General features: G+C 63.3%; 22 protein-coding genes and 1 tRNA gene. 10 read left to right on the top strand and 13 right to left on the bottom strand.

All coding sequences use genetic code 11. The features are described 5' to 3' along the window. Window positions 1–26: 26 nt before the first annotated feature. From cgtA to rplU, 3 genes are all read right to left on the bottom strand, one after another. Window positions 27–1148, bottom strand: coding sequence for an Obg family GTPase CgtA (cgtA, locus tag A3AC_RS0125140; RefSeq protein ID WP_025602209.1), 1122 nt, complete (start codon window positions 1146–1148; stop codon window positions 27–29). Between the two features lie 234 nt (window positions 1149–1382). Beyond that, the gene (gene rpmA / locus A3AC_RS0125135; protein ID WP_013340558.1) at window positions 1383–1646 is read right to left on the bottom strand and encodes a 50S ribosomal protein L27; all 264 of its coding nucleotides are present in this window, start codon (window positions 1644–1646) and stop codon (window positions 1383–1385) included. A 25-nt stretch (window positions 1647–1671) separates the two neighbouring features. Beyond that, a complete protein-coding gene (gene rplU, locus A3AC_RS0125130) occupies window positions 1672–1983 on the bottom strand; it encodes a 50S ribosomal protein L21 (protein WP_007180329.1) in 312 nt (103 codons plus the stop codon). Window positions 1984–2221: 238 nt separating this feature from the next. Between rplU and A3AC_RS0125125 the strand changes: the two genes are divergently transcribed. The 9 genes from A3AC_RS0125125 (at window position 2222) to yacG (ending at window position 10582) form a co-directional block, all read left to right on the top strand. Further along, window positions 2222–3214 (top strand): polyprenyl synthetase family protein, encoded by a 993-nt coding sequence (locus tag A3AC_RS0125125; protein ID WP_025602208.1) that lies wholly within the window; start codon window positions 2222–2224, stop codon window positions 3212–3214. A 48-nt stretch (window positions 3215–3262) separates the two neighbouring features. Next, window positions 3263–3339 (top strand) — tRNA-Pro (locus tag A3AC_RS0125120). Window positions 3340–3556: 217 nt separating this feature from the next. Next, window positions 3557–4852: an HlyC/CorC family transporter gene (locus A3AC_RS0125115; RefSeq protein WP_025602207.1), complete on the top strand. Its 1296-nt coding sequence runs from the start codon at window positions 3557–3559 to the stop codon at window positions 4850–4852. Window positions 4853–5090: 238 nt separating this feature from the next. After that, complete coding sequence (locus A3AC_RS0125110; protein ID WP_025602206.1) at window positions 5091–6380, top strand: GspE/PulE family protein; 1290 nt, start codon at window positions 5091–5093, stop codon at window positions 6378–6380. Next, window positions 6377–7606 carry a type II secretion system F family protein gene (locus A3AC_RS0125105; protein ID WP_025602205.1) on the top strand — a complete coding sequence of 410 codons (1230 nt, stop codon included), beginning with the start codon at window positions 6377–6379 and terminating at the stop codon, window positions 7604–7606. Before A3AC_RS0125110 ends, A3AC_RS0125105 begins: the two co-directional genes overlap by 4 nt. A 27-nt stretch (window positions 7607–7633) precedes the next feature. Further along, window positions 7634–8587, top strand: a complete 954-nt coding sequence (locus A3AC_RS0125100; protein WP_025602204.1) for a prepilin peptidase — start codon at window positions 7634–7636, stop codon at window positions 8585–8587. Window positions 8588–8590: 3 nt separating this feature from the next. Further along, window positions 8591–9193 (top strand): dephospho-CoA kinase, encoded by a 603-nt coding sequence (gene coaE / locus A3AC_RS0125095; RefSeq protein ID WP_025602203.1) that lies wholly within the window; start codon window positions 8591–8593, stop codon window positions 9191–9193. Between the two features lie 308 nt (window positions 9194–9501). Continuing rightward, a complete protein-coding gene (zapD, locus tag A3AC_RS0125085) occupies window positions 9502–10257 on the top strand; it encodes a cell division protein ZapD (RefSeq protein ID WP_013340565.1) in 756 nt (251 codons plus the stop codon). Window positions 10258–10384: 127 nt separating this feature from the next. Continuing rightward, entirely contained in the window at window positions 10385–10582 is a 198-nt protein-coding gene (gene yacG / locus A3AC_RS0125080; RefSeq protein ID WP_025602202.1) for a DNA gyrase inhibitor YacG, read from the top strand. Between the two features lie 130 nt (window positions 10583–10712). On the opposite strand, the gene A3AC_RS0125075 is transcribed toward yacG, so the two are convergent. The 4 genes from A3AC_RS0125075 to secA form a co-directional block, all read right to left on the bottom strand. Beyond that, window positions 10713–11138, bottom strand: coding sequence for an NUDIX domain-containing protein (locus tag A3AC_RS0125075; protein WP_025602201.1), 426 nt, complete (start codon window positions 11136–11138; stop codon window positions 10713–10715). After that, window positions 11135–12004, bottom strand: a complete 870-nt coding sequence (locus tag A3AC_RS0125070; RefSeq protein WP_025602200.1) for an ATP-binding protein — start codon at window positions 12002–12004, stop codon at window positions 11135–11137. The genes A3AC_RS0125075 and A3AC_RS0125070 overlap by 4 nt, the downstream gene beginning before the upstream one ends. A gap of 37 nt (window positions 12005–12041) precedes the next feature. Further along, window positions 12042–13283, bottom strand: coding sequence for a bifunctional glutamate N-acetyltransferase/amino-acid acetyltransferase ArgJ (gene argJ, locus A3AC_RS0125065; RefSeq protein ID WP_025602199.1), 1242 nt, complete (start codon window positions 13281–13283; stop codon window positions 12042–12044). A 165-nt stretch (window positions 13284–13448) separates the two neighbouring features. After that, complete coding sequence (gene secA, locus A3AC_RS0125060; protein WP_025602198.1) at window positions 13449–16259, bottom strand: preprotein translocase subunit SecA; 2811 nt, start codon at window positions 16257–16259, stop codon at window positions 13449–13451. Between the two features lie 287 nt (window positions 16260–16546). On the opposite strand from secA, the gene A3AC_RS0125055 reads away from it, so the two are divergent. Beyond that, entirely contained in the window at window positions 16547–17032 is a 486-nt protein-coding gene (locus A3AC_RS0125055; protein WP_025602197.1) for a DciA family protein, read from the top strand. Window positions 17033–17114: 82 nt separating this feature from the next. Here A3AC_RS0125055 and lpxC read toward each other — a convergent pair whose 3' ends face one another. From lpxC to A3AC_RS0125025, 6 genes are all read right to left on the bottom strand, one after another. Then, on the bottom strand, window positions 17115–18032 hold the full coding sequence (gene lpxC / locus A3AC_RS0125050) for a UDP-3-O-acyl-N-acetylglucosamine deacetylase (protein WP_025602196.1): 918 nt from the start codon (window positions 18030–18032) through the stop codon (window positions 17115–17117). Between the two features lie 294 nt (window positions 18033–18326). Beyond that, complete coding sequence (locus tag A3AC_RS0125045) at window positions 18327–18830, bottom strand: peroxiredoxin (protein ID WP_025602195.1); 504 nt, start codon at window positions 18828–18830, stop codon at window positions 18327–18329. A 231-nt stretch (window positions 18831–19061) separates the two neighbouring features. Then, window positions 19062–20258: a cell division protein FtsZ gene (gene ftsZ / locus A3AC_RS0125040; RefSeq protein ID WP_013340574.1), complete on the bottom strand. Its 1197-nt coding sequence runs from the start codon at window positions 20256–20258 to the stop codon at window positions 19062–19064. 142 nt (window positions 20259–20400) lie between these two features. Then, window positions 20401–21633 carry a cell division protein FtsA gene (gene ftsA, locus A3AC_RS0125035; RefSeq protein ID WP_013340575.1) on the bottom strand — a complete coding sequence of 411 codons (1233 nt, stop codon included), beginning with the start codon at window positions 21631–21633 and terminating at the stop codon, window positions 20401–20403. Between the two features lie 27 nt (window positions 21634–21660). Continuing rightward, window positions 21661–22413, bottom strand: coding sequence for a cell division protein FtsQ/DivIB (locus A3AC_RS0125030; protein ID WP_025602194.1), 753 nt, complete (start codon window positions 22411–22413; stop codon window positions 21661–21663). A gap of 36 nt (window positions 22414–22449) precedes the next feature. Then, complete coding sequence (locus A3AC_RS0125025) at window positions 22450–23403, bottom strand: D-alanine--D-alanine ligase (RefSeq protein ID WP_025602193.1); 954 nt, start codon at window positions 23401–23403, stop codon at window positions 22450–22452. Between the last annotated feature and the right edge of the window lies 1 nt (window position 23404).

The raw sequence follows: 23404 nt of genomic DNA, 5'->3' as shown, positions 1-23404 counted from the left end.
CCCTGAAGCGCCGGCGCTCAAGTTGTTTATTCCTGCGGATCGGCGCTGGATTCGCCCGTAGCGGCGGGCACTTCCGGCTTCTCGCGAAAGCGCACGTCGGCGGCGAGATCTTCAGCCTCGGCTGCGCGCTGCGCGTCCGAATGCGCCGCGATGTAGTCGAACACCGCGTAGCAAAGGCTCTCGCAACCCTGACCGGTCAGCGCCGAAATCTCGAAAACCGGACCGTCCCAGCCGAAGCCTTCCAGAAACGCCGACACGCGCGCTTCGCGCTCGTCCTCGGGCACCATGTCGAGCTTGTTGAGCACAAGCCAGCGCGGCTTCTGATACAACAGCTCGTCGTACTTACGCAGTTCGTTGACGATCGCCTTGGCTTCCGCGACTGGATCGACCGATTCGTCGAACGGTGCGAGGTCGACGATATGCAGCAGCAGCCCCGTGCGCTGGAGGTGCCGCAGGAACTGGTGGCCGAGCCCCGCGCCTTCCGCGGCGCCTTCGATCAGACCGGGAATGTCGGCGATCACGAAGCTGCGGCTCGGGCCCACACGCACCACGCCGAGATTAGGCGCCAGCGTGGTAAACGGGTAGTCGGCGATCTTCGGCCTCGCATTGGACACCGACGAGATGAATGTCGACTTGCCAGCGTTCGGCATGCCGAGCAGACCGACGTCGGCCAGCACCTTCAGCTCAAGGCGCACCATACGGCGCTCGCCGGGCTTGCCGTCCGTTTTCTGGCGCGGCGCGCGGTTGGTGCTGGACTTGAAATGGAGGTTGCCGAGACCGCCCGCACCGCCCTGCGCGATCTGCACGCTCTGGTTGTGCTCGGTCAGGTCGGCGATGAGTTCGCCGGTTTCCATGTCGGTGATTGTGGTGCCCACCGGCATGCGCAGCGTAATGTCGTCGCCGCCCTTGCCGTAGCAGTCCGAGCCGCGGCCGTTTTCGCCGTTGCGCGCCTGGTGCTTTTTCGCGTACCGGTAGTCGATCAGCGTGTTTATGTTGCGGTCTGCTACCGCAATCACGCTGCCGCCCCGCCCGCCGTCGCCGCCATCCGGGCCGCCGAAGGGAACGAATTTCTCGCGGCGCATCGACGCGCTGCCATCCCCTCCGTCGCCGGCGATGACTTCAATCCTCGCTTCGTCAATGAACTTCATGCGTAACTCCGTCCCATGGTGTGCAGCCAGATGGCGCTGCCAGATCTGGTGGTGCCTGATACTGCTGAATACTGGATTCTGCTATTTTGCCGTGCCCGCCGCGCGATGATCAATCGACCAAATGGCATAAGACTGCGCCGGAATTCCCGGTGCCAACGGCGGTTGCTGCAATAAAAAAGGCCCCGCTAACTTCGCGGGGCCTTTTCCGGTCCTGAAGCCCGTGCCTGATTAAACTCAGGCTGCTGCCGGGACGACGCTAACCGTGTGCTTCTTCGCGGCGCCTTTCGTCGAGAACTGGACGTGGCCGTCTGCCAGCGCGAACAAGGTGTGATCCTTGCCCATGCCGACGTTCTCGCCAGCATGCATGCGCGTGCCGCGTTGGCGAACGATGATGCCGCCAGCGTTGATAGCCTGACCGCCGTACACTTTCACGCCAAGTCGCTTCGACTCGGAGTCGCGGCCGTTCCGGGACGATCCGCCTGCCTTTTTGTGTGCCATTTGATTTGCTCCTTAACCGGTGCGCTTACGCGTTGATCGCGTCGATGCGCAGTTCGGTATAGTTCTGGCGGTGGCCGCCATGCTTCTGGTAGTGCTTCCGGCGACGCATCTTGAAGATAGTCACTTTTGCGTGACGACCTTGCGACACGACGGTAGCCTTGACGGAAGCCCCACTGACCAGCGGCGTACCGAACTTAATCGATTCGCCTTCGCCCACTGCGAGAACCTGGTCGAGCGTGATTTCAGCGTCAATGTCTGCCGGTATCTGTTCTACTTTAAGTTTTTCGCCGACGGCAACTTTATACTGCTTGCCACCGGTTTTTATGACCGCGTACATTGAGAACCTCACTCTGTGTTCATTTTTCCCACGCACCGCGCGCGGAAACCCGTGATTATACATAGAGTTAGCTGCTCGGTCAAAACTCATTGAGCGCCGCCGCGCCTGCCGTCCGGGGTGATCCACGGCACAGCGCACGGCGCGAGCCGGCGGCGGCTGCGCGCGCCGCGCGGCAGTCCGCGACCCGGAACCACCGCGATTCGCCTTATAATTCGCGGCACTACCCAATTCAGCCATCATGTCGTCGACTGCCACCCCCTCCTCCAACGCCGCCAGCCTGCTCGCTCCGATCGCCGAAGACATGCAGCAGGTGAATCGCGTCATCCGGCACCGTCTTGCGTCCGAGGTGATGCTGATCAACCAGATCTCCGAGTACATCATCAGTGCCGGAGGCAAGCGGCTGCGGCCCGCGCTGTTGCTGCTGGTGGCCGGCGCGCTCGGTGAAACCACGGGGCACCGGCACGAATTGGCCGCGGTGGTCGAATTCATCCACACCGCCACGCTGCTGCACGACGACGTGGTGGACGAGTCGGATCTGCGGCGCGGGCGTCAGACCGCCAACGCGCTCTTCGGCAACGCGGCGAGCGTGCTGGTCGGCGATTTTCTCTATTCGCGCTCGTTCCAGATGATGGTCGGCGTCGGCAAGATGCGCGTGATGGAGATTCTGTCGGAGGCCACCAACATCATCTCCGAAGGCGAAGTGCTGCAGCTGCTCAACATGCACGACGCCGACGTGGACGAAGCCCGCTACATGCAGGTGATCCGCTACAAGACGGCCAAGCTGTTCGAGGCAGCCGCCCAGCTCGGCGCGGTGCTGGCCGGCGCAGACGCCCGCACGGAAGCGGCCGCTGCGGAATTCGGGCGGCGCATCGGCACGGCGTTCCAGATCATGGACGACTGGCTCGACTACACGGGCACGGCCGAATCCATGGGCAAGAATGCCGGCGACGACCTGCGCGAAGGCAAGCCCACGCTGCCGCTCATCTATCTGATCGAGCGCGGCACGCCGGAGCAGTCGGCTCTGGCCCGCGAGGCTATAGAACAAGGCGGCACGGACCGTTTCGAGACGATTTTCGAGGCAATCACGCGTTCCGGCGCGCTGGACCACACGCTCGAATGCGCGAAACAGGAGGCCCAGGCCGCCGCAGCAGCAATTTCTTCGTTTCCCGATTCCATTTACAAAGAAAGCCTGCTAGAATTATGTTCTTACTCGACGGCGAGACAGTCTTAAACGGGACGAAAACGCCGGCTTAGTCTGAATCGAGTCCGCAGTACCTTTCGGGGTGTAGCTTAGCCTGGTAGAGCGCTACGTTCGGGACGTAGAGGCCGGAGGTTCGAATCCTCTCACCCCGACCAGAATTTGCCTTGTTCGTTCAAGGCTCGAAAAACCGCCCAGCTTGCTCGGCGGTTTTTTGTTTTTGCGGCGCCTTTTGGTCACAACGGGTCAGAACGCTGACGCCGTTTTGCGGGCGCACACCAGCGAAGCGCGGCGCTCCTGGGGTCCCGCCGGCGGCTTGCGCAGCCCCCTCTGCTATATTCTCTCCATCCATCCTCCCTCTATCCTGCACGACGCGTGGAACAACTTCCCTTATGGGCGCAGATTGGCGCCGTCTTCCTGCTGCTTATCTGCTCGAGCTTCTTCTCGATTTCCGAAACGGCGATGATGGCGCTCAATCGCCATCGGCTGAAGCATCTTGCCAACAAGAACGCGCTCGGCGCAAAGACCACCCAGGGTCTGCTGGCCCATACCGATCAACTGCTGAGCGTCGTGCTGATCGGCAACAATCTGTTCAACACCATCATTCCGGTACTTACCACGTCGATCGCGTTGCATACGTTCGGGCGCAACAACGTGGTGCTGTCGATCGCGACCGGTATCGTCGCATTCCTCATCATCGTCTTTGCCGAGATCACGCCGAAAATCGTGGGCGCGACCTTCCCTGAGAAGATCGCGCTGCCCGCCAGTCTGCTGATCGCGCCGATGATGCGCGCCGCCAAACCACTCGTCTGGTTCGTCAACCTGTTCGCCACCGGCATCCTGCGCGTCCTGCATATCAACACCAAGGGCGCCCGCGACCAGCGCCTTTCCGCCGAGGAACTGCGCACCATCGTGCTCGAGTCCGGCAGCTTCATGCCGACCAAGCACCGCAGTATTCTGCTGAACCTGTTCGACCTCGAAAACATTTCCGTGGACGACGTGATGATCCCGCGCCGCCGCATCGAGGCGCTGGACTTCGACGCGCCGTTCGAACAGATCCTGCATCAGCTCGAAACCTGCTATCACAACAAGCTGATCGTCTATCAGGGCGACATCGACCGCGTGCTCGGCGTGCTGCACGTTCGCAAAACACTCGCGGCTCTGCACAACCAGGAACTGGAGCGCGAGACGCTGCGCGAACTGCTCACCGAGCCCTACTTCGTGCCGACCGGCACGCCGGTGTTCCAGCAGCTGCAGTATTTCCAGGAGAGCCGCCACCGTATCGCGCTCGTCGTTAACGAATACGGCGAACTGCAAGGGCTCGTCACGCCGGAAGACATCATCGAGGAACTGATCGGCGAGTTCACCACGTCGATCCCGCGTGGCGCGAGCTCCCGCGGCGGCTGGAACGAGCATGGCGAATGCATAGTCGCGGGTTCCATGCCGCTGCGCGAATTGAACCGCTGGCTGCAACTCGCGCTGCCCACGGACGGGCCGAAAACGCTCAACGGTCTGATCCTCGAAATTCTCGAAGACATTCCTGACGGCGACGTCTGCGTGCAGATCGGCGACATCAAGCTCGAAGTGATGCGCAGCGACGACCAGGCGATCCGCACCGTCAAGCTTTTCAAACCCCCGGCCCGCGCCAAGGGCAAGGCGCTGCTCGGTTAGCGGACCGCGCCGCCGCTCGTATTTCGTTCCACTACGCACTCGCACACATCCCGCGGACATCCGCGAAATGACCGCCCGCATCGCGTTCAAACCTGCCGGTCGCCTTCCCGACCGGCACGCCGAGCATCGCATAAGCCTGCGGCGCGCACCATTAGCCGAATGGCCGAATGTCATTCAGACGCGCTTTGCCGGAAACTGGCGCCGTCGTGTTCTACAGGCGGCGCTTCGCCGGCGTTTCATGCAATCTTTCCAACCTGCAGCCCTGCTGCGGCCCCTGCCGGCCGACGGCGAAAGCGCCTCGCGCAGCAAGCCCGGCGCGTTTGCCGCCGATGCAGGCGCGGCAATGCTCAACGATCCCGACAATGCCCCCGCCGTGCGTCTGCTGACTGACACGCTGCGGGAAGCGACGCGCCGCAACGCGTCGGATCTGCATATCGAGCCCGCCGAGAACAGCTGGCGTATGCGCCTGCGTATCGACGGCGTGCTGCATGAAATGACTCAGCCCCCGGCGCATCTGCGCGACGCGTTCGTCACACGCGTGAAGGTTCTTGCGCGCATGGACATCGCCGAGCGCCGCGTGCCGCAGGACGGCCGGCTGCGCATCGCCACATCGCCAGGACGAGTGGAGGACTACCGCGTCAATTCGCTGCCCACGCTGTTTGGAGAAAAGCTGGTGCTGCGTCGGCTCGAAGCGTTGCCCGCCGATCTTTCTCTCGACTCGCTCGGCCTCGATGCGCGGCAGCGCGAAGCCGTCGACGCGGCGATCCGCGCGCCTCATGGTCTGGTGCTCGTCACGGGGCCGACGGGCAGCGGCAAGACGCTCTCGTTGTACTGCTTTCTGAACCTGCTCAACAGCGCGGCGCGCAACCTGTGTTCCGTCGAAGATCCCGCGGAAATACAGTTGGCCGGCATCAATCAGGTCAGCGTGCGCGAAAAGGCCGGGCTCACTTTCGCGGTGGCGTTGCGCGCGTTTCTGCGTCAGGACCCGGACGTCATCATGGTCGGCGAGATTCGTGACGAGGAAACCGCAGACGTCGCCGTGAAGGCCGCGCAAACCGGCCACCTCGTCCTCTCGACGCTGCACACGAACGACGCGCCAGCCGCCGTGGCACGTCTGATCGACATCGGCGTTGCGCCGTATAACCTGGCCGCCGCGCTGCGCATGGTCACCGCGCAGCGGCTGGTGCGCCGCCTCTGCGCGGCGTGCCGCGCGCCCGCACCGCAATCCGCGGCGGCCCTTCGTGCCGCGGGTTTCGCCGACGATGAGCTCGACGGTTGGCAACCGCATGCGGCGACGGGCTGCGCCGCCTGTCACGGCATCGGCTATCGCGGGCGCATCGGCGTCCATCAGATAATGCCGGTATCGGATGCCATGCGTGAGCTGATCGTCGAGCGCGCGAGCACCCAGGAACTCGCGCGACAGGCGCATAGCGAGCGGGTCGGCACGCTGCGCGATGCGGCATTGGCTCTGGTGCGCGGCGGCATCACAAGCCTCGCCGAGGCGCTCGCTGCGACGGAAATAGCATGACCACGCCGACAGCGGGCACGCCCGCATCGACCGATACACGCTTCGGATGGCGCGGCGTCGACGCCGACGGCATCCGCAAGACCGGCGCGCTCATCGCACCCGACGCAGGCACCGCTCGCGCCCTTCTGAAGCGCGACAACCTGTTCGTGGTCGATCTGAAGGCAAAGGGACCGGCGCCCCGTGCAAAAGCGAATGCCGCCGAAGTCACGTTGTTCACGCGCCAGCTCGCGAGCCTGTTGCGCGCCGGCTTGCCGCTCGCGCCCGCGCTCGATTTGCTGGCGCAGCCGCAAAACTCACGCCGCGCCGGTATGCCGCGTATCGTCGGCACGCTTGCGCGGGACATTACGGCCGGCCTGCGTTTTTCGGCTGCCTTGCAACGGCATCCGGCGCAGTTCAACGCGCTGTATTGCCAGCTCGTCGAGGTCGGCGAGGCGGCGGGCGCCCTTGCTGCCGTGCTCGCGCGTATCGCCGACGACCGCGAGCGTGCCGCCGCCCAGCGCGCGAAAGTGCGCGCGGCGCTCACCTATCCGCTCGCGATTCTGCTGCTGGCTCTCGCGATCACCGCCGCGTTGCTGGTTTGGGTAGTGCCGACTTTCAAACAGATTTTCGACGGCTTCGGCGCCCGTCTGCCCGCGCCGACGCTGTTCGTACTGGCGCTGTCGGCGGGCGTTGCGAGATGGAGCGTGCCGGCCATTGCGCTCATCGTCGGGGCATGCTCGGCAGTGACGTTTCTGCTGCGACGTTCGGAAGCGGCGCGTATCCGCTTCGCGCGCCTATCGCTGAGAATGCCGGTCGCCGGAACGCTGCTCGCCACGCTTTGCGCCGCGCGCTGGAGCCGCGCGCTCGGCACCTTGCTGTCGGCAGGCACGCCGCTCGCCGATGCCTTCGACTCGCTGACGCACGCTACCGGCAATGCGTTTTTCGACCGCGCCACCGTCGACATCGCGGCCCGACTGCGGCGCGGCGAGCGGCTTGCCGCGGCGATGCGCGCGGCGCGCTGCTTTCCGCCCGAAGTCGTGCAGCCGATCGCAGTTGCCGAGGAGTCCGGAGCAATCGACACGATGCTGCTCGACGTAGCCTCGCTTGCCGATCGTCAGGTAGACGAAAAAATCGGCACGCTGTCGAGCCTGTGCGAACCGCTCGTCATCATTGTGCTGGGAGCGCTAGTCGGCGGGCTCGTCATCGCGATGTATCTTCCCATTATTCAACTCGGCAACGTGGTGTAGCATCGCAGCCGAATCCACCGTTTATCCATGCAGGCAACTCATTCACTCGTGCCAGAAACCTCATCCAGCCTGCTTTCGGGCCCACTTTCGAGCTTGCTGCCGGCGCATTTCGCGGCCGGTCCCGGTCAGGTATTCGGCAACCTGCCTGCCGCCTTGCAGTTCGCCTTTGCGATCGTGTTCGGCCTCGTGATAGGCAGCTTCCTGAACGTGGTCGTGCACAGGGTGCCGATCATGCTCGAACGGGCATGGCGCCTCGAAGTGAGTGAGGCCACAGACGAACCTCTCGAAGAAGACGGCTTGCCGGCGCCCTACAACCTCTGGGTGCCACGCAGCACGTGCCCTCACTGCGGGCACGTGCTGCGTGCGTGGGAGAACGTCCCGGTGCTGAGCTACCTGCTGCTGCGTGGTCGCTGCTCTGCATGCAAGATGCATGTGAGCCTGCGTTATCCGCTAATCGAGGTCGCCAGCGCCGCACTCGCGGCGGCCGCGCTGGCGCTGTTCGGCCCGACGCTCGCCGCGCTTGCCGCGTTTGGACTGTGCGCGGCATTGCTGGCGATGAGCGCGATCGACATCGACACGCATCTGCTGCCCGACTCGATGACGCTGCCGCTGCTGTGGGCCGGCATCATCGTCAATTTCAACGGCGTGTTCGCGAGCCTGCACGATGCGGTGCTCGGCGCTATCTTCGGCTATCTGGTGCTGTGGGCCGTGCATTGGCTATTCCGGCTGGTGCGAGGTATCGACGGTATGGGTTACGGCGATTTCAAGCTGCTGGCAGCGCTCGGCGCGTGGCTTGGCTGGGCCGCACTTCCGCAGATCGTGCTGGTCGCCGCCGTCGCAGGCGCGGTCGTGGGCCTCGCGGCAACCTGGCGCGGCCGCATGCGCTTTGAAGAGCCGCTGCCCTTCGGGCCGTTTCTGGCCGCAGGCGGTGCGCTCACCCTGTTTGTCGGCACACCGCTTTACCTCGCTCTTGGAGGCTGAAGTATGTTCGTTGTGGGACTGACCGGCGGCATTGGCAGCGGCAAATCGACTGTGGCAGACCTGTTCGCGGCGCAGGGCGTACCGATCGTCGACACCGACCTGATCGCGCATCGCATTACCGCACCGCAAGGCATTGCGATGCCGCAGATCGCCGCCGAGTTTGGTAATGCATTCGTGGCTGCCGACGGCTCGCTCGACCGCGCGCGCATGCGCGCACTCGTCTTTAGCGACGACGCCGCGCGCAAGCGCCTCGAGAACATCACGCATCCGCTGATTCGCGCGGAAACCGAGCGCGAGCAACGCGAGGCCAGGGGACCGTACGTGATCGTCGTGGTGCCGCTGCTCGTCGAGTCGGGCAGCTGGAAAAACCGTGTGAACCGCGTGCTCGCCGTGGATTGCAGCGTTGAGACGCAAATCTCGCGCGTGATGACGCGCAATGGTTTCAGCCGCGAGCAGGTGCTCGCGATCATCGCGCGCCAGGCGACCCGCGACGCACGTCTTGCCGCCGCAGATGACGTGATCGTGAACGACAACACGCCGCTTGCCGCACTGGCGGCGCAGGTTGACGCGCAGCATCGGACGTACCTGGGGCTCGCGGCGGAGTAGTCGGTGTCATGGGTGCAGTTGCCGCGTTCGGCGCCATCGGGGGCCTGCCGCCGGAGCACCGCCAGCAGACCGCAAGCCTCCGCACTCTCCCCGCGCGCCATGAAACCCCGCGCTCACGCCGCGCATCAACCGTTGGCGCGAATGATTGAACTTCGGCACTTTCCGCATGACGAAGCTGCAGAAAACGGCCGAAAACACGCGGAAAAGTTTGCTTGGGCGCGCGCAAAACGCGCGTGATTGCTAGGGTAGTCCCACGGCATTAGAATGTCCTGCATTCCCGTCACCGACCACGCCCGAGGCGAGCCCGCTTGATCCTTTACGAGTACCCCTTCAACGAGCGAATCCGGACGCTATTGCGCCTCGAAGATCTGTTCGAGCGCTTCACGTTCTTTCTGACGCAGGAAGACGCCAGGGAACACCACGTCGCACTGACCACGCTGTTCGAAATCTCAGAGGTAGCGGGTCGCGCGGATCTCAAGTCGGATCTGATGAAGGAACTCGAGCGGCAGCGGCAAACGCTCGCGCCGTTTCGCGGCAATCCGGGAATCGAGCAGAACGCGCTCGAAGCCGTGCTCGGCGAAATCGAACAGACCTTGGCGGGGCTCTCGCAGATGCAGGGCAAAACCGGCCAGCATCTTGCAGAGAACGAATGGCTTGCCAGCATCCGCAGCCGCGCGATCATTCCGGGCGGCACCTGCAAGTTCGACCTGCCGTCCTACTATGCCTGGCAGCAGCTTCATCCCGACCAACGCCGTCAGGACATCGCCAAATGGGTCACGCCGCTGCTGCCGCTGCGCGACGCCGCTACGATCGTGCTGCGGCTTGCACGGGAGTCCGGCCAGGCGTCCAAGGTCATGGCCATGGCGGGCAGCTATCAGCAAATGCTGTCGGGCCGCTCTTATCAATTGATGCAGGTACGCGTCGCGCCTGAATTGCGCGTGATTCCCGAGGCCAGCGCCAACAAGTACATGCTGTGGGTGCGCTTCACGGTGCAGGACGGCGACCTGCGCCCGCGCGCGGTGGATGTCGACGTACCCTTTCAGCTGACGCTCTGCAGCCTGTAAGCCGGGTTCGTCACGACTGACAGATAGATTCGCAAGACCAGGCGGTTTCGCTCGGCCGCGCCTTTAAAGCGGCGAGAAATGCCCTTATATTCGGTACTTGTTCCATTTGCACTGACTGCCTGACCGTATGCCAACCGTCGTCAAATGCCCTACTTGCGGAAAGGACGTCCGCTGGACACCTGAAAGCCGGTTTCGCCCCTTCTGCTCCGAGCGCTGCAAACAGATCGATCTCGGCGCCTGGGCCGCCGAGAAATACAAGATCGGCGGTACCGATCAGGAAGCGCCCTCGGACGAGACGCCCGGCGGGGACTACAACCCGCATTGACCGACGCGGCGCGCAGTTCGCGCGGCGTCGGTCCAATTGCCCGGAACAATAATCGGCGCGAAAAACGCGCATTGTTCAGCCAGTTGACCGACTGGCGCCACGCCGGCAACCGCGCGGCTTGCTTGCCTATCTATTCGGTCTTTTCGGCCGCGAGCCATTCCAGCACTGGAATGGTGGCCGGCAGCAGCGGCGAAACCTCGGCGGGCAATGCCTGCCAGACGAACGCCTGACCTTCGCGGCCGTGCGGCTCGCCGGTCCACTGCGTCACCTTGCAGAAAAAGAGCCGCACATAGGCGTGCGGATAATCGTGCTCGAGCGTATGCCACAAGTGACACGCTTTGACGTCGATACCGAGTTCCTCGTGCAACTCGCGCGCGAGCGCCGCCTCGACGGATTCGCCCGCTTCGAGCTTGCCACCTGGAAACTCCCAGTAGCCTTCGTATGGCTTGCCTGAGGGACGCTGCGCCAGCAGATAGCGCCCGTCCGGCTGCACGAGCACGCCGACTGCGACCTCCGTGACCGGGCGGCCGGCCGCGTTCTTCTGCGCGTCGCTCATGGCTGGGATTTCCGGCCGGACCAGTCGCGTGCGAACTGCCATGCGACACGCCCCGAACGCGACCCGCGCTCGAGCGCCCACACTAGCGCATCGCCGCGCGCCGCCTCGACTTCGGCGTCGTTGCAACCAAAATGCCGCAGCCAATGCGCGATGATCGACAGGTAATCGTCCTGCTTGAACGGATAAAAGCTGACCCACAGCCCGAATCGCTCTGACAGCGAGATCTTTTCTTCGACAAGCTCGCCGGGATGAATCTCACCATCGGACGTGTGTTTATACGTCTCGTTGTCGCTCATGTATTCGGGCAGCAGATGGCGGCGGTTTGACGTCGCGTAAATCAGCACGTTGTCCGATTGCGCGGCGACCGATCCGTCGAGCGCGACTTTGAGCGCCTTGTAGCCCGACTCGCCCTCCTCGAACGAGAGGTCGTCGCAGAACACCACGAAACGCTCGGGCCGCTTCGCGATCAGCTCGACAATGTCGCCGAGGTCATGCAGATCGTCCTTGTCCACTTCGATCAGGCGCAGGCCGTCTTTGGCGTATGCGTTCAGGCAGGCCTTGATCAGCGACGACTTGCCGGTGCCGCGCGCGCCCGTCAGCAGGACATTGTTCGCCGGCAGCTTGTGGACGAACTGGCGCGTATTCTGCTCGATCAGCGCTTTCTGACGATCGATGTTTTGCAGGTCATCCAGCGTGATCGCGGAAATGGCCGGCACCGCTTGCAGATAGCCGCGCCCCTGGCGCTTGCGCCAGCGGAAAGCGACCGCCGCCGACCAGTCGATGTCAGGCGCGGCGGGCGGAAGCATGGCTTCCAGGCGGACCAGCACGGCTTCGGCCCGCGTCAGAAACTGTTCGAGTTTGTCCATGAAATGAATGAGCGGCCAGGGCCGCGTGATGAACCGGTTACGAGCGGTAGTCGGCGTTGATGCTCACGTAGTCGTGCGACAGATCGCAAGTCCAGATCGTGGCTTGCGCATTGCCGCGGCCGAGCACGACGCGAATGCCGATCTCGCTCTTCTTCATGACGCGCTGGCCGTCTTCTTCACGGTAGGCGGGGTTGCGGCCACCGGCCGTTGCAACCAGCACGTCGTCCAGATACAGATCGATCTTGCCGACGTCGAGATCGTCGATGCCGGCATAGCCGATGGCGGCCAGAATGCGGCCGAGGTTCGGGTCCGATGCATAGAAGGCCGTCTTGACGAGCGGCGAGTGGCCGATCGCATACGCGATCTGACGGCATTCGCCGACGCTCGAACCGCCTTCCACATGGACCGTCATGAATTTGGTCGCGCCTTCGCCGTCGCGCACGATCAGTTGCGCGAGCGTCTGCGCGACTTCGGTCACCGCGTCGCGCAACGCCGCATAAGCGGGCGAGTCGGTGGAGGTGATCGCCGGCAGGCTCGATTTGCCCGACGCGATCAGGATGAACGAATCGTTGGTGGACGTATCGCCGTCGATCGTGATGCAGTTGAACGACCGGTCCGCCACGTGCTTGACCAGCGCGTCGAGCACCGGCTGCGCCACGGCGGCGTCGAACGCGAGGAAGCCCAGCATGGTCGCCATGTTCGGCTTGATCATGCCGGCGCCCTTGCTGATGCCGGTCAGCGTGACCGTGTGCCCTTCGATCGTGACCTGGCGCGATGTCGCCTTCGGCAGCGTGTCGGTGGTCATGATCGCCTGCGCGGCGTCGTACCAGTTGGCTTCCTTGCGGTTGGCCAGCGCGGCGGGCAGGCCCGCCTTCAGACGATCGACCGGCAAGGGCTCCAGAATCACGCCCGTCGAAAACGGCAGCACCTGTTCGGGGGCAATGTCAGCGAGCCGCGCGAGTTCCGCGCACGTTTCGCGCGCATGCGCGAGGCCCGGCTCGCCGGTGCCCGCGTTGGCGTTCCCGGTGTTGATCACCAGCGCGCGAATCGGCTTGCCGCCGGCGCGCACGCGCTCCAGATTCTCGCGGCAGACGGTGACCGGCGCCGCGCAGAACCGGTTTTGCGTGAAGACGCCGCCTACCGTCGCAGCTTCGTCGACGGAAATGACCAGCACGTCCTTGCGGTTCGGCTTGCGAATGTTCGCCTCCGCCCAACCGAGCGTGACGCCGGCGACGGGATGCAGTTGAGCGGGATCGATCGAGGGGAAATTGACAGCCATGGTCGCGACCTGTCGAAGAAAATGCCGGCGGGCGCCGGCATCGAGGGAAACGGAACTGGTGGCCCGGTCAGGACGCCGTGCCACCGCGCAATCAACAACACAACACGGTGCAAAAGAGACGCTGTAAAGCGAGGCGGCGCGCCTCTGAGCGCGCCGCCTTTGGCATTATGCGATCTTGCCGTGACACTGCTTGTACTTCTTGCCGCTGCCGCACGGGCACGGATCGTTGCGGCCGACTTTGGGCACGTTGTCCGTGCTGACCCGCGGCGCCGCTTGCGACGACGAAGCGTGGCTCATCGCGTCGCCGATCATTGCGGCGGTTGCCGCCTCCGCCGCTGCGGGCGCCGCAGCCGATGCCTCCGCGAACTCGGCGTGGCGGAACTCGACGTTCTCGAGGTGGCCGCCCTGCTCTTCCATCTGTTCGGCTGCCTGCTCCAACTGCTCTGGCGACTGGATCTGCACGTTCATCACCACGCGGGTGACTTCGAGCTTGACCGCGTCGAGCATGGCGGCGAACAGTTCGAATGCCTCGCGCTTGTACTCCTGCTTCGGATTCTTCTGCGCGTAACCACGCAGATGGATGCCCTGGCGCAGATGATCAAGCGCTGCCAGATGTTCGCGCCAGCTGCGGTCGAGCGTTTGCAGCATGATCGAGCGTTCGAACGCGCTGAACGACTCGCGGCCGACCAGCTCGACCTTCGCCTCGTAGGCTTCGTCCGCGGCGGCCTCCACTGCTTCGAGAATCTCGTCTGACGTGATCGAGTTCGACTCGTTGATCATTTCCTGGATCGCGAGGTCGAGCTGCCATTCGTTGCGCAGCACTTCTTCGAGTTCCGGCACGTCCCACTGTTCTTCAATGCTGCCCGGCGGCACGAACTGGTGAACGATGTCCGCAATCACGCCATGACGCATTGCGCCGATGGTTTCAGTGATGTCGTTCGCCTCGAGCAGTTCGTTACGCTGCTGGTAGATCACCTTGCGCTGATCGTTCGAGACGTCGTCGTATTCGAGCAGTTGCTTACGGATATCGAAGTTGCGCGCCTCGACCTTGCGCTGCGCCGATTCGATGGACCGCGACACGATGCCCGCTTCGATTGCCTCGCCCTCCGGCATTTTCAGGCGGTCCATGATCGCGCGCACCCGGTCGCCGGCGAAAATGCGCAAGAGCGGGTCTTCCAGCGACAAATAGAAGCGCGACGAACCCGGGTCGCCCTGACGGCCCGCGCGACCACGCAACTGGTTGTCGATACGACGCGACTCGTGGCGCTCGGTGCCGATAATGTGCAAACCGCCCGCCGCCTTCACCTGATCGTGCAGCGCCTGCCATTCGTCGTGCAGCTTCTGGATGCGGCGCTGTTTCTCGTCGTCAGGAATCGTCTCGTCCTGTTCGATGAACGACGCCTGCTTCTCGGCATTGCCGCCGAGCACGATGTCGGTGCCGCGACCGGCCATGTTGGTGGCGATCGTAATGCGCTTCGGACGGCCCGCTTCCGCAACGATCTCCGCTTCACGCGCGTGCTGCTTCGCGTTGAGCACTTCGTGCGGCAAGCCGGCCTGCTTCAGCAGATGCGACAGCAGCTCGGAGTTTTCGATCGACGTGGTGCCGACCAGCACCGGCTGCCCGCGCTCATAGCAGTCGCGGATGTCGCGGATCACCGCGTCGTAGCGTTCCTTGGCGGTCTTGTAGATCTGATCCTGCTTGTCGATCCGCTTGGGCGGACGGTTGGTCGGGATCACCACCGTTTCGAGACCGTAGATCTCGTTGAATTCGTACGCTTCGGTGTCGGCCGTGCCGGTCATGCCGGCCAGCTTCGCGTACATGCGGAAGTAGTTCTGGAACGTGATTGAAGCGAGCGTCTGGTTCTCGCTCTGAATCTTCACGTGTTCCTTCGCCTCGACGGCCTGGTGCAAACCGTCCGACCAGCGGCGGCCGGCCATCAGACGGCCGGTGAATTCGTCGACGATAATCACTTCGCCGTTCTGCACCACGTAGTGCTGGTCCTTGTGGAACAGCGTATGCGCGCGCAGCGCCGCGTACACGTGGTGCATCAGCGTGATGTTTTGCGGCGCGTACAGGCTTTCGCCCTCGCCGATCAAACCCCACTCGGCGAGCAGACGCTCGGCCTTTTCGTGGCCCGATTCCGTCAGAAATACCTGGCGGCCTTTTTCGTCCAGCGTGTAGTCACCCGGCTTTTCGACGCCGGTGCCGTCCGCCTTCTCTTCGCCGATCTGGCGCTCGAGCAGCGGCGGCAGCGCGTTCATGCGCACGTAGAGTTCGGTGTGATCTTCGGCCTGACCGGAGATGATGAGCGGCGTGCGCGCTTCGTCGATCAGGATCGAGTCCACTTCGTCGACCACGGCGAAGTTGAGCCCGCGCTGCACGCGCGCTTCCGGCTCGTACACCATGTTGTCGCGCAGGTAGTCGAAGCCGAACTCGTTGTTCGTGCCGTACGTGATGTCGGCCGCGTACGCCTGCTGCTTCGCGGCGTGGTCCATCTGCGACAGATTGATGCCGACGGACAGCCCGAGGAAGTTGTAGAGGCGCGCCATCCACTCGGCGTCGCGCTGCGCGAGGTAGTCGTTCACCGTGACCACGTGGACGCCGCGGCCCGACAGCGCGTTCAGATACACAGGCAGCGTGGCGACCAGCGTTTTGCCTTCACCCGTGCGCATTTCGCCGATCTTGCCGTAATGCAGGACCATGCCGCCGATCAGCTGCACGTCGAAGTGGCGCATTTTCAGCACGCGCTTGCTCGCCTCGCGGCACACCGCGAAGGCTTCGGGCAGAATCTTGTCGAGCGACTCGCCGCTCGCGACACGCTGGCGGAATTCGTCTGTTTTGGCGCGCAGTTGATCGTCCGTCAATTGCTCGATCTGCGGCTCGAGCGCATTGATCGCCGTGACGGTCTTTTGATATTGCTTGACTAGCCGCTGGTTGCGGCTGCCAAAAATCTTCTGTAGAAAACCGGTGGTCATCGGATCGGTGTCTGCGTCGCGGCTTCGGCTGGTTGGCGGGCGTGCGGGTCTCGCATGCGCTGCGGGGTCAGAAGGGCCTCGGCGGCTTAGTCCAAGAGTGAATTCGAATCGGGGATTTTAGCACGCGCCCCCGCCCACGCTTGTGTCGGCGGCGCGACGCCTGCGGGCAGCAAAGCCCGCCGCGCCGCCCTTTGACGGTGCGACAACGCGCGGCTCTCGCCGCAACTTGCGCGGTACAATCGCGGCGTGTCATCACATTGGGTGCGAACACGCCGCTACTGTCAAACATGAGCCGTTCTCCCTCGTTTTCAAGGCCGCCGCCCAAGCAGTTCAACGTGCGCCGGCCGCAGCCGGTCGCCGAAGTGCTCAATCGCACGGATGCGTTCGCCGCGCTGCGCGCGGGCGTCGAGCAGATCGCGGCGCTCGAAAAGGACCTGCGTGACTTGTTGCCGGACTACCTGTCGGCGAGCGTGGAACCCGGTTTCATCAAGGAAGGCGTGCTGGCGCTCTTCGCCGCGCACAATGCGCTGGCGGCGCGCTTGCGGCATCTGGAGCCGCGGCTGCTGTTGGATCTGCAACAGCGCGGCTGGCCGGTGAATGCGCTGCGCATCCGCGTGCGGCCGCAGCCCGCGAAGCAACCGCCGCCGGAAAAGCAGGCACGCATGACTCCGGCAGGCGCGGACGCGTTGCACGAACTGAGCGAATCTCTCGCGCCCTCGCCTTTGCGCGAGGCGCTGGCGAAAATGGCTGCAAGGCATCGGAGAAACCGCTAACCAAAAAAATAAGCGGCTCCAGTGAGCCGCCTATTTTCGTGCACTCGTTTCGGAAGTTTCACCCAAACGTGACGCCGATTCGCTATGCAAAAGCCGTCTGCGTCTCGTAAGCGAAGCCTCGCGGCGCCTTCTGCGTGTCGTCGAACGTGACGATTTCGTACGAATCTTCATGCGCCAGCAGCTCGCGCAGCAGCGCGTTGTTCAGGCCGTGGCCCGACTTATAGGCGTTGTACGAAGCCAGCAACGGATGGCCGACCACATACAGGTCGCCAATGGCGTCGAGCATCTTGTGCTTCACGAACTCGTCGTCGTAGCGCAGACCGTCGTTGTTCAGAATGCGGTATTCGTCGAGAACGATCGCGTTATCCATGCTGCCGCCGCGCGCGAGACCCAGCTCGCGCATCATCTCGACTTCATGCGCGAAGCCGAACGTGCGGGCACGCGCGATTTCGCGCACATACGACGTGTTGGCAAAATCCACTTCCAGCGCCTGGCCGGTCTTATCGACAGCCGGGTGACGGAAATCAATCGTGAATTTCAGCTTGAAACCGAAATACGGATCGAGTCGCGCGAATTTGTCGCCGTCGCGAATCTCAACGGGCTTGGTGACCTTGATGAACTTCTTTGCCGCGTTCTGTTCTTCGATTCCCGCCGATTGAATCAGAAACACGAACGAGCCGGCGCTGCCATCCATGATAGGAATTTCTTCCGCCGTGACGTCGACATACAGATTGTCGATGCCAAGACCGGCGCAGGCGGACATCAAATGCTCGATGGTCGAAACGCGCGCGCCGTCTTTCTGCAACACGGAAGCAAGACGCGTATCGCCAATCGCCATCGCCGACGCAGGAATGTCCACCGGCGTGGGCAAATCCACGCGCGAAAACACGATGCCCGTGTCCGGCGCTGCCGGACGCAGCGTCAAATTGACTTTACGGCCGGAGTGCAAACCGATGCCGACCGTCTTGACGATTGATTTAATGGTGCGCTGCTTCAACATGGTGATCTTTTGTTCGATTGAAAATCCCAATCGGGACTTTTTATTCCATAGCGCGAATTATACTCCATAACCCTAAGGAGCGTCTTCGCGCGGAACGTATCAATCTGTTTCGCTGCATTACCCGCGTTTTTCCACGGGCGCCCGTGAGGGAAAGCGTGACGGGCCGACGTCCGGAACGGAGGCGTTTCCGGTCGTCGGCCCGCGTAACGGCCTGTCACAAAGCGTCGTTTCCGCCGTTGCCGTTGCGCCACGCGATGAACCGCGTGCGAGGCGAAGGCGCTGACGCTTTCATAACTAGCTCAACGTCGCGAGGATACTCCTTGCATCGCTCACTTCGAATTTGCCGGCAGCCTCGACGTTCAACGTCTTGACCACGCCGTCGTCGACAACCATCGCGTAGCGCTGGGAACGGATTCCCATGCCGCGCGCCGACAAATCCTGCTCGAGACCGAGCGCTCGTGTGAAAGCCGCACTTCCGTCCGCCATCATGCGCACCTTGCCCGAGGCGTGCAGATCGCGTCCCCACGCGCCCATCACGAACGCGTCGTTCACGGACACGCACCAGATCTCGTCGACGCCCGCCGCGCGCAACTGCTCGGCGTGTTCGACATAACCCGGCACATGTTTGGCCGAACAGGTCGGCGTGAAAGCACCTGGCAATCCGAAGATCACCACCCGCTTGCCCGCCGTCTGCCCGCGCACGTCGAAGCTGTTAGGCCCGATCGTGCAGCCCGCGCGTTCGTCTTCGACATACTCGAAGAGCGTTGCGTCGGGCAGCTTGTCACCAGCTTGAATCATGCTCAGTCCTTTGCATCGATGCGAAGCATCGCTCGCACGTCATCGTGTCGCAGTGAGTCGGCGACAGTAGCCCAATCCGCTTCGCGATTCCGAAGAGGGCACTCGTCCTTGCCGCGAATCCCACGATACGCGGCTTGTTTGCCGTTCACCCGCCACGCTCGGGCATTCGTCCGCCAACGCCTTGAAGCCAGGAAAACCCGGCGGCGCGGCAGCGAAGCCTGCCCCGTGCGCTCAGTCCGCCTGCTTGCGCAGGAACGCCGGAATGTCGTACGTGTCGACGCCCTTTTCCTGCAGCGCCTGCACGTGCGAAGCCGCGGTGTCGCGCGAGGTACGCCACACAGCCGGCGTGTCGAGCGCGCCGTAGTCGGCTGTGCTGGCGTGCGACGGCGTGGCGTACGTTGCGTGTTGTGCGCTGATCGGCTGGTTGTCGGTGCCGGTACGCAGAAGCGTCATCGGAGCCGATTGCTGCTTCTTCGCCGCACGGCCCAGACCCGTTGCCACCACCGTCACGCGCAGCGCGTCGCCCATTGCATCGTCGTACACTGCGCCGAAAATCACGGTGGCGTCTTCTGCAGCGTAGCTCTTGATGGTGTTCATCACTTCGCGCGTTTCCGACAGACGCAGCGAACGGCTCGACGTGATGTTGACCAGCACGCCGCGCGCGCCCGACAGATCCACGCCTTCCAGCAGCGGACTTGCAACAGCTTGTTCGGCCGCAAGACGCGCGCGATCGACGCCGGCAACCGTCGCCGTGCCCATCATCGCCTTGCCCTGCTCGCCCATCACGGTCTTCACGTCTTCAAAGTCGACGTTCACCAGACCGTCGACGTTGATGATTTCCGCGATGCCGGCCACTGCGTTGTTCAGAACGTCGTCAGCGCACTGGAAGCACTTGTCCATTTCGGCGTCGTCGCCCATCACCTCGAACAGCTTGTCGTTCAGAACGACGATCAGCGAGTCGACGTGATCCTCCAGTTGCTGCGAACCGGCTTCTGCCACACGCATGCGCTTGCCGCCTTCGAATTCGAACGGCTTGCTGACCACGCCGACAGTCAAGATACCCATTTCCTTGGCGATCTGCGCGACCACGGGTGCTGCGCCCGTGCCCGTGCCGCCGCCCATGCCCGCGGTGATGAAGACCATGTGCGCGCCGCGCAGTGCGTCGGCGATGCGCTCACGTGCTTCTTCCGCTGCGGCGCGGCCCATTTCCGGCTTGGCGCCAGCGCCCAGACCCGTGTTGCCGAGCTGGATCACCGCGGTGGCGCGCGAACGCGACAAAGCTTGTGCGTCCGTGTTCATCACGATGAAGTCGACGCCTTGCACGCCTTTGTTGATCATGTGCTGAACGGCATTGCCGCCAGCGCCACCTACTCCGACCACCTTGATGATGGTGCCGTTCGTTTCGGTTTCCAGCATTTGGAAATCCATGATGCCTCCGTCAAGATAAAAAATTTACAGCCACTCGGCCGTTATTCGGCAGGAGATCGGGCAACCTCCTGTCGCGCGCCAGCCGCCGGCACCAGCGCGAGTTTTTCGAGAATCAGTTCGGTACAGCGGTACAGCGAATCCGTTAAAAATTGCCGAGGAACCAGTCCTTCATGCGCGTGAACACCTGTCCCATCGAACCTGACTGCACCGCGACCTTGCGGCCGCGCATGCGTTGCGAGCGTCCTTCGACGAGCAGGCCCATCGCCGTCGAATAGCGCGGGTTGCGCACCACGTCGGCAAGACCGCCCGCGTATTCGGGCACGCCGATACGCACCGGCTTCAGGAAAATGTCCTCACCCAGTTCAACCATGCCGAGCATCATCGACGCGCCGCCCGTCAACACCACGCCGGAGCTCAGCAGTTCCTCGTAACCCGACTCGCGCACCACCTGCTGCACGAGCGAAAACAGCTCTTCGACACGCGGCTCGATCACCGCAGCCAGCGCCTGGCGCGACAGCGTGCGCGGACCGCGCTCGCCGAGACCCGGCACTTCGATCATTTCATCCGGATCGGCGAGCGCCTGTTTGGCGATGCCGTAATCCACCTTGATGTCTTCCGCGTCCGGCGTCGGCGTGCGCAACGCCATGGCGATGTCGCTCGTGATCTGGTCGCCGGCAATCGGAATCACGGCCGTGTGACGGATCGCGCCTTCGCTGAAAATCGCGATGTCCGTCGTGCCGCCGCCGATATCGACCAGCACCACGCCCAGTTCCTTTTCGTCTTCCGTCAGCACCGCGAGCGAGGACGCGAGCGGCTGCAGAATCAGGTCGTTCACTTCGAGCCCGCAGCGCCGCACGCACTTCACGATGTTCTGCGCCGCGCTCACCGCGCCGGTGACGATATGCACCTTCACCTCGAGCCGAATGCCGCTCATGCCGATCGGCTCCCGCACATCTTCCTGACCGTCGATGATGAATTCCTGCGTGAGGATATGCAGCACCTGTTGATCGGTCGGAATGTTGATCGCTTTCGCCGTTTCGATCACGCGCGCGACATCCGCCTGCGTGACTTCCTTCTCCTTGATCGCCACCATGCCGCTCGAATTGAAGCTGCGGATATGGCTGCCGGCGATCCCGGTGAAGACATTCGTGATCTTGCAATCGGCCATCAGCTCGGCTTCTTCGAGCGCGCGCTGAATGGACTGCACGGTGGCTTCGATATTCACCACCACGCCTTTCTTGAGCCCCTTCGATTCGCTCTGGCCGAGGCCGATCACCTCGTAGTGACCTTCGCCCTTCAGCTCGGCGACGATGGCCACCACCTTCGACGTCCCGATGTCGAGGGCGACCAGCAGATCTTTATAGTCTTTACTCATAGCGTGCTCATTGCGTGTGATGTCCGTTTACTTCTTGCCCTTGTCGGGTTCGCTGATAAAGCGCATGCCAGCGGCACGAATCGCGAAACCGTTCGGATAGCGCAAGTCCGCATACTCGATATCCTTTCCCCAACGTTGCGTCACCGCGTTCCAGGCCGCGGTCAGGCGCTTGCTCCTATCGAGCAGCGTGTCCTGATTGCGTTCGCGCCCAAGCTCCACCTGCATGCCGTTCGACAGCTTCACCGTCCACGCGTAACGCGGCGACAGCGTCACTTCTTCCGGCGTGGCGTTCAGCGGCGCGAACCACTTCTGGAAGTCGTGATAACGCGCGACCACTTCTTTCGCCGTGCCGTCCGGGCCGTCGAACGCGGGCAGTTCTTCTTCCAGCTCGCCCTGATTCGCGGTGAACAGCTCGCCGTCGACGCTCACCAGTTGATCGCTGCCCCACGTGCCAAGCGGTTTGTACTCTTCCAGCGTGACAGCCAGCGCATTCGGCCAGACCCGCCGCACGCTCGCGTGACGCACCCACGGCATCTGTTCGAACGCCTGACGCGCGACGTCCAGATCCACGGTGAAAAAGTTGCCCTTCAGCCGTCCTACCACGCCCGCACGCACCGTCGGCGAATTGATGTGCTCCGTATCGCCGTCGATCTGTATCTCGCGCAGCGCGAAATTCGGGCGCTGGATCAGCCAGTAACCGCCCGCCGCCAGCAGCACGAGCACCAGCAACGCATGCAATGCGCTGGCGGCGAGATTGAGCTGGCGAACGTTGTTCCACATGGTGTTGCTTTCGGGTTGCCCCGCTCACTACTTCAATTAATCCTTCAAGGTCAGCGCCAATACGCCGACCACCAGTTCCTGATAGCTGATGCCCACCGCGCGCGCCGCTTTCGGCGGCAGCGAGTGATCGGTCATGCCGGGCGCCGTATTCACTTCCAGGAAGTACGGATTGCCGTCGGCGTCGAGCATGAAATCGGCGCGGCCCCAGTCGGTGCAGCCGAGCACGTCGAATGCGCGGCGCGCCAGCACTTTCATGCGCGCTTCCTCGTCCGGCGTCAGGCCGCACGGAATCAGATACTGCGTGTCGTTCGCGATGTACTTGGCGTGATAGTCATAGAACTCGCCGGCCGGCACGATGCGGATGACAGGCAAGTCCAGATCGCCCGCGATGCACGCGGTGTATTCGCCGCCGCCCTCGATGCTCTTCTCGACCACCACGATCCTGTCGTACTTCACGGCTTCGACGAGCGCCGCCGGCAACGCATCCACGCTCTTCACCTTGATCACGGCAACGCTCGAGCCTTCGCTCGCCGGCTTGACGAAAAGCGGCAAGCCGAGCTTCGCGACGATGTCTTTCGCGCGCGCTTCGTAATCGTCGCCCCGCAGGACGGCTTCGAACGGCGGCGTCGGAATGCCGAGTTGCTGCCACACCAGCTTCGTGCGGAATTTATCGAGCCCGAGCGCCGAGCCGAGTACGCCGCTGCCGGTGTACTTGATGCCGTAAAAATCCAGCGCGCCCTGAATCTGGCCGTTCTCGCCGTAGCCGCCATGCAGCGCGTTGAACGCGCGCACGAAGCCTTCTTCCTTCAGCGCGGCAAGCGGACGCTCCGACGGATCGAACGGATGCGCGTCGACGCCGGCGTCGCGCAGACCTTGCAGCACGAGGCGTCCAGAATTGAGCGACACCTCGCGCTCGGCGGAATTCCCACCGAGCAGCACGGCCACCTTGCCGAATTTCCTCGCGAGTTGATCTGACTGAATACTGCTCATC

Source organism: Burkholderia sp. WSM2230 (assembly GCF_000472445.1).
In the GTDB taxonomy this organism is placed as follows: Bacteria; Pseudomonadota; Gammaproteobacteria; order Burkholderiales; family Burkholderiaceae; genus Paraburkholderia.
The sequence above is the reverse complement of the archived record's forward strand: the minus strand, read 5'-3'. Positions and strand labels throughout refer to the sequence as shown.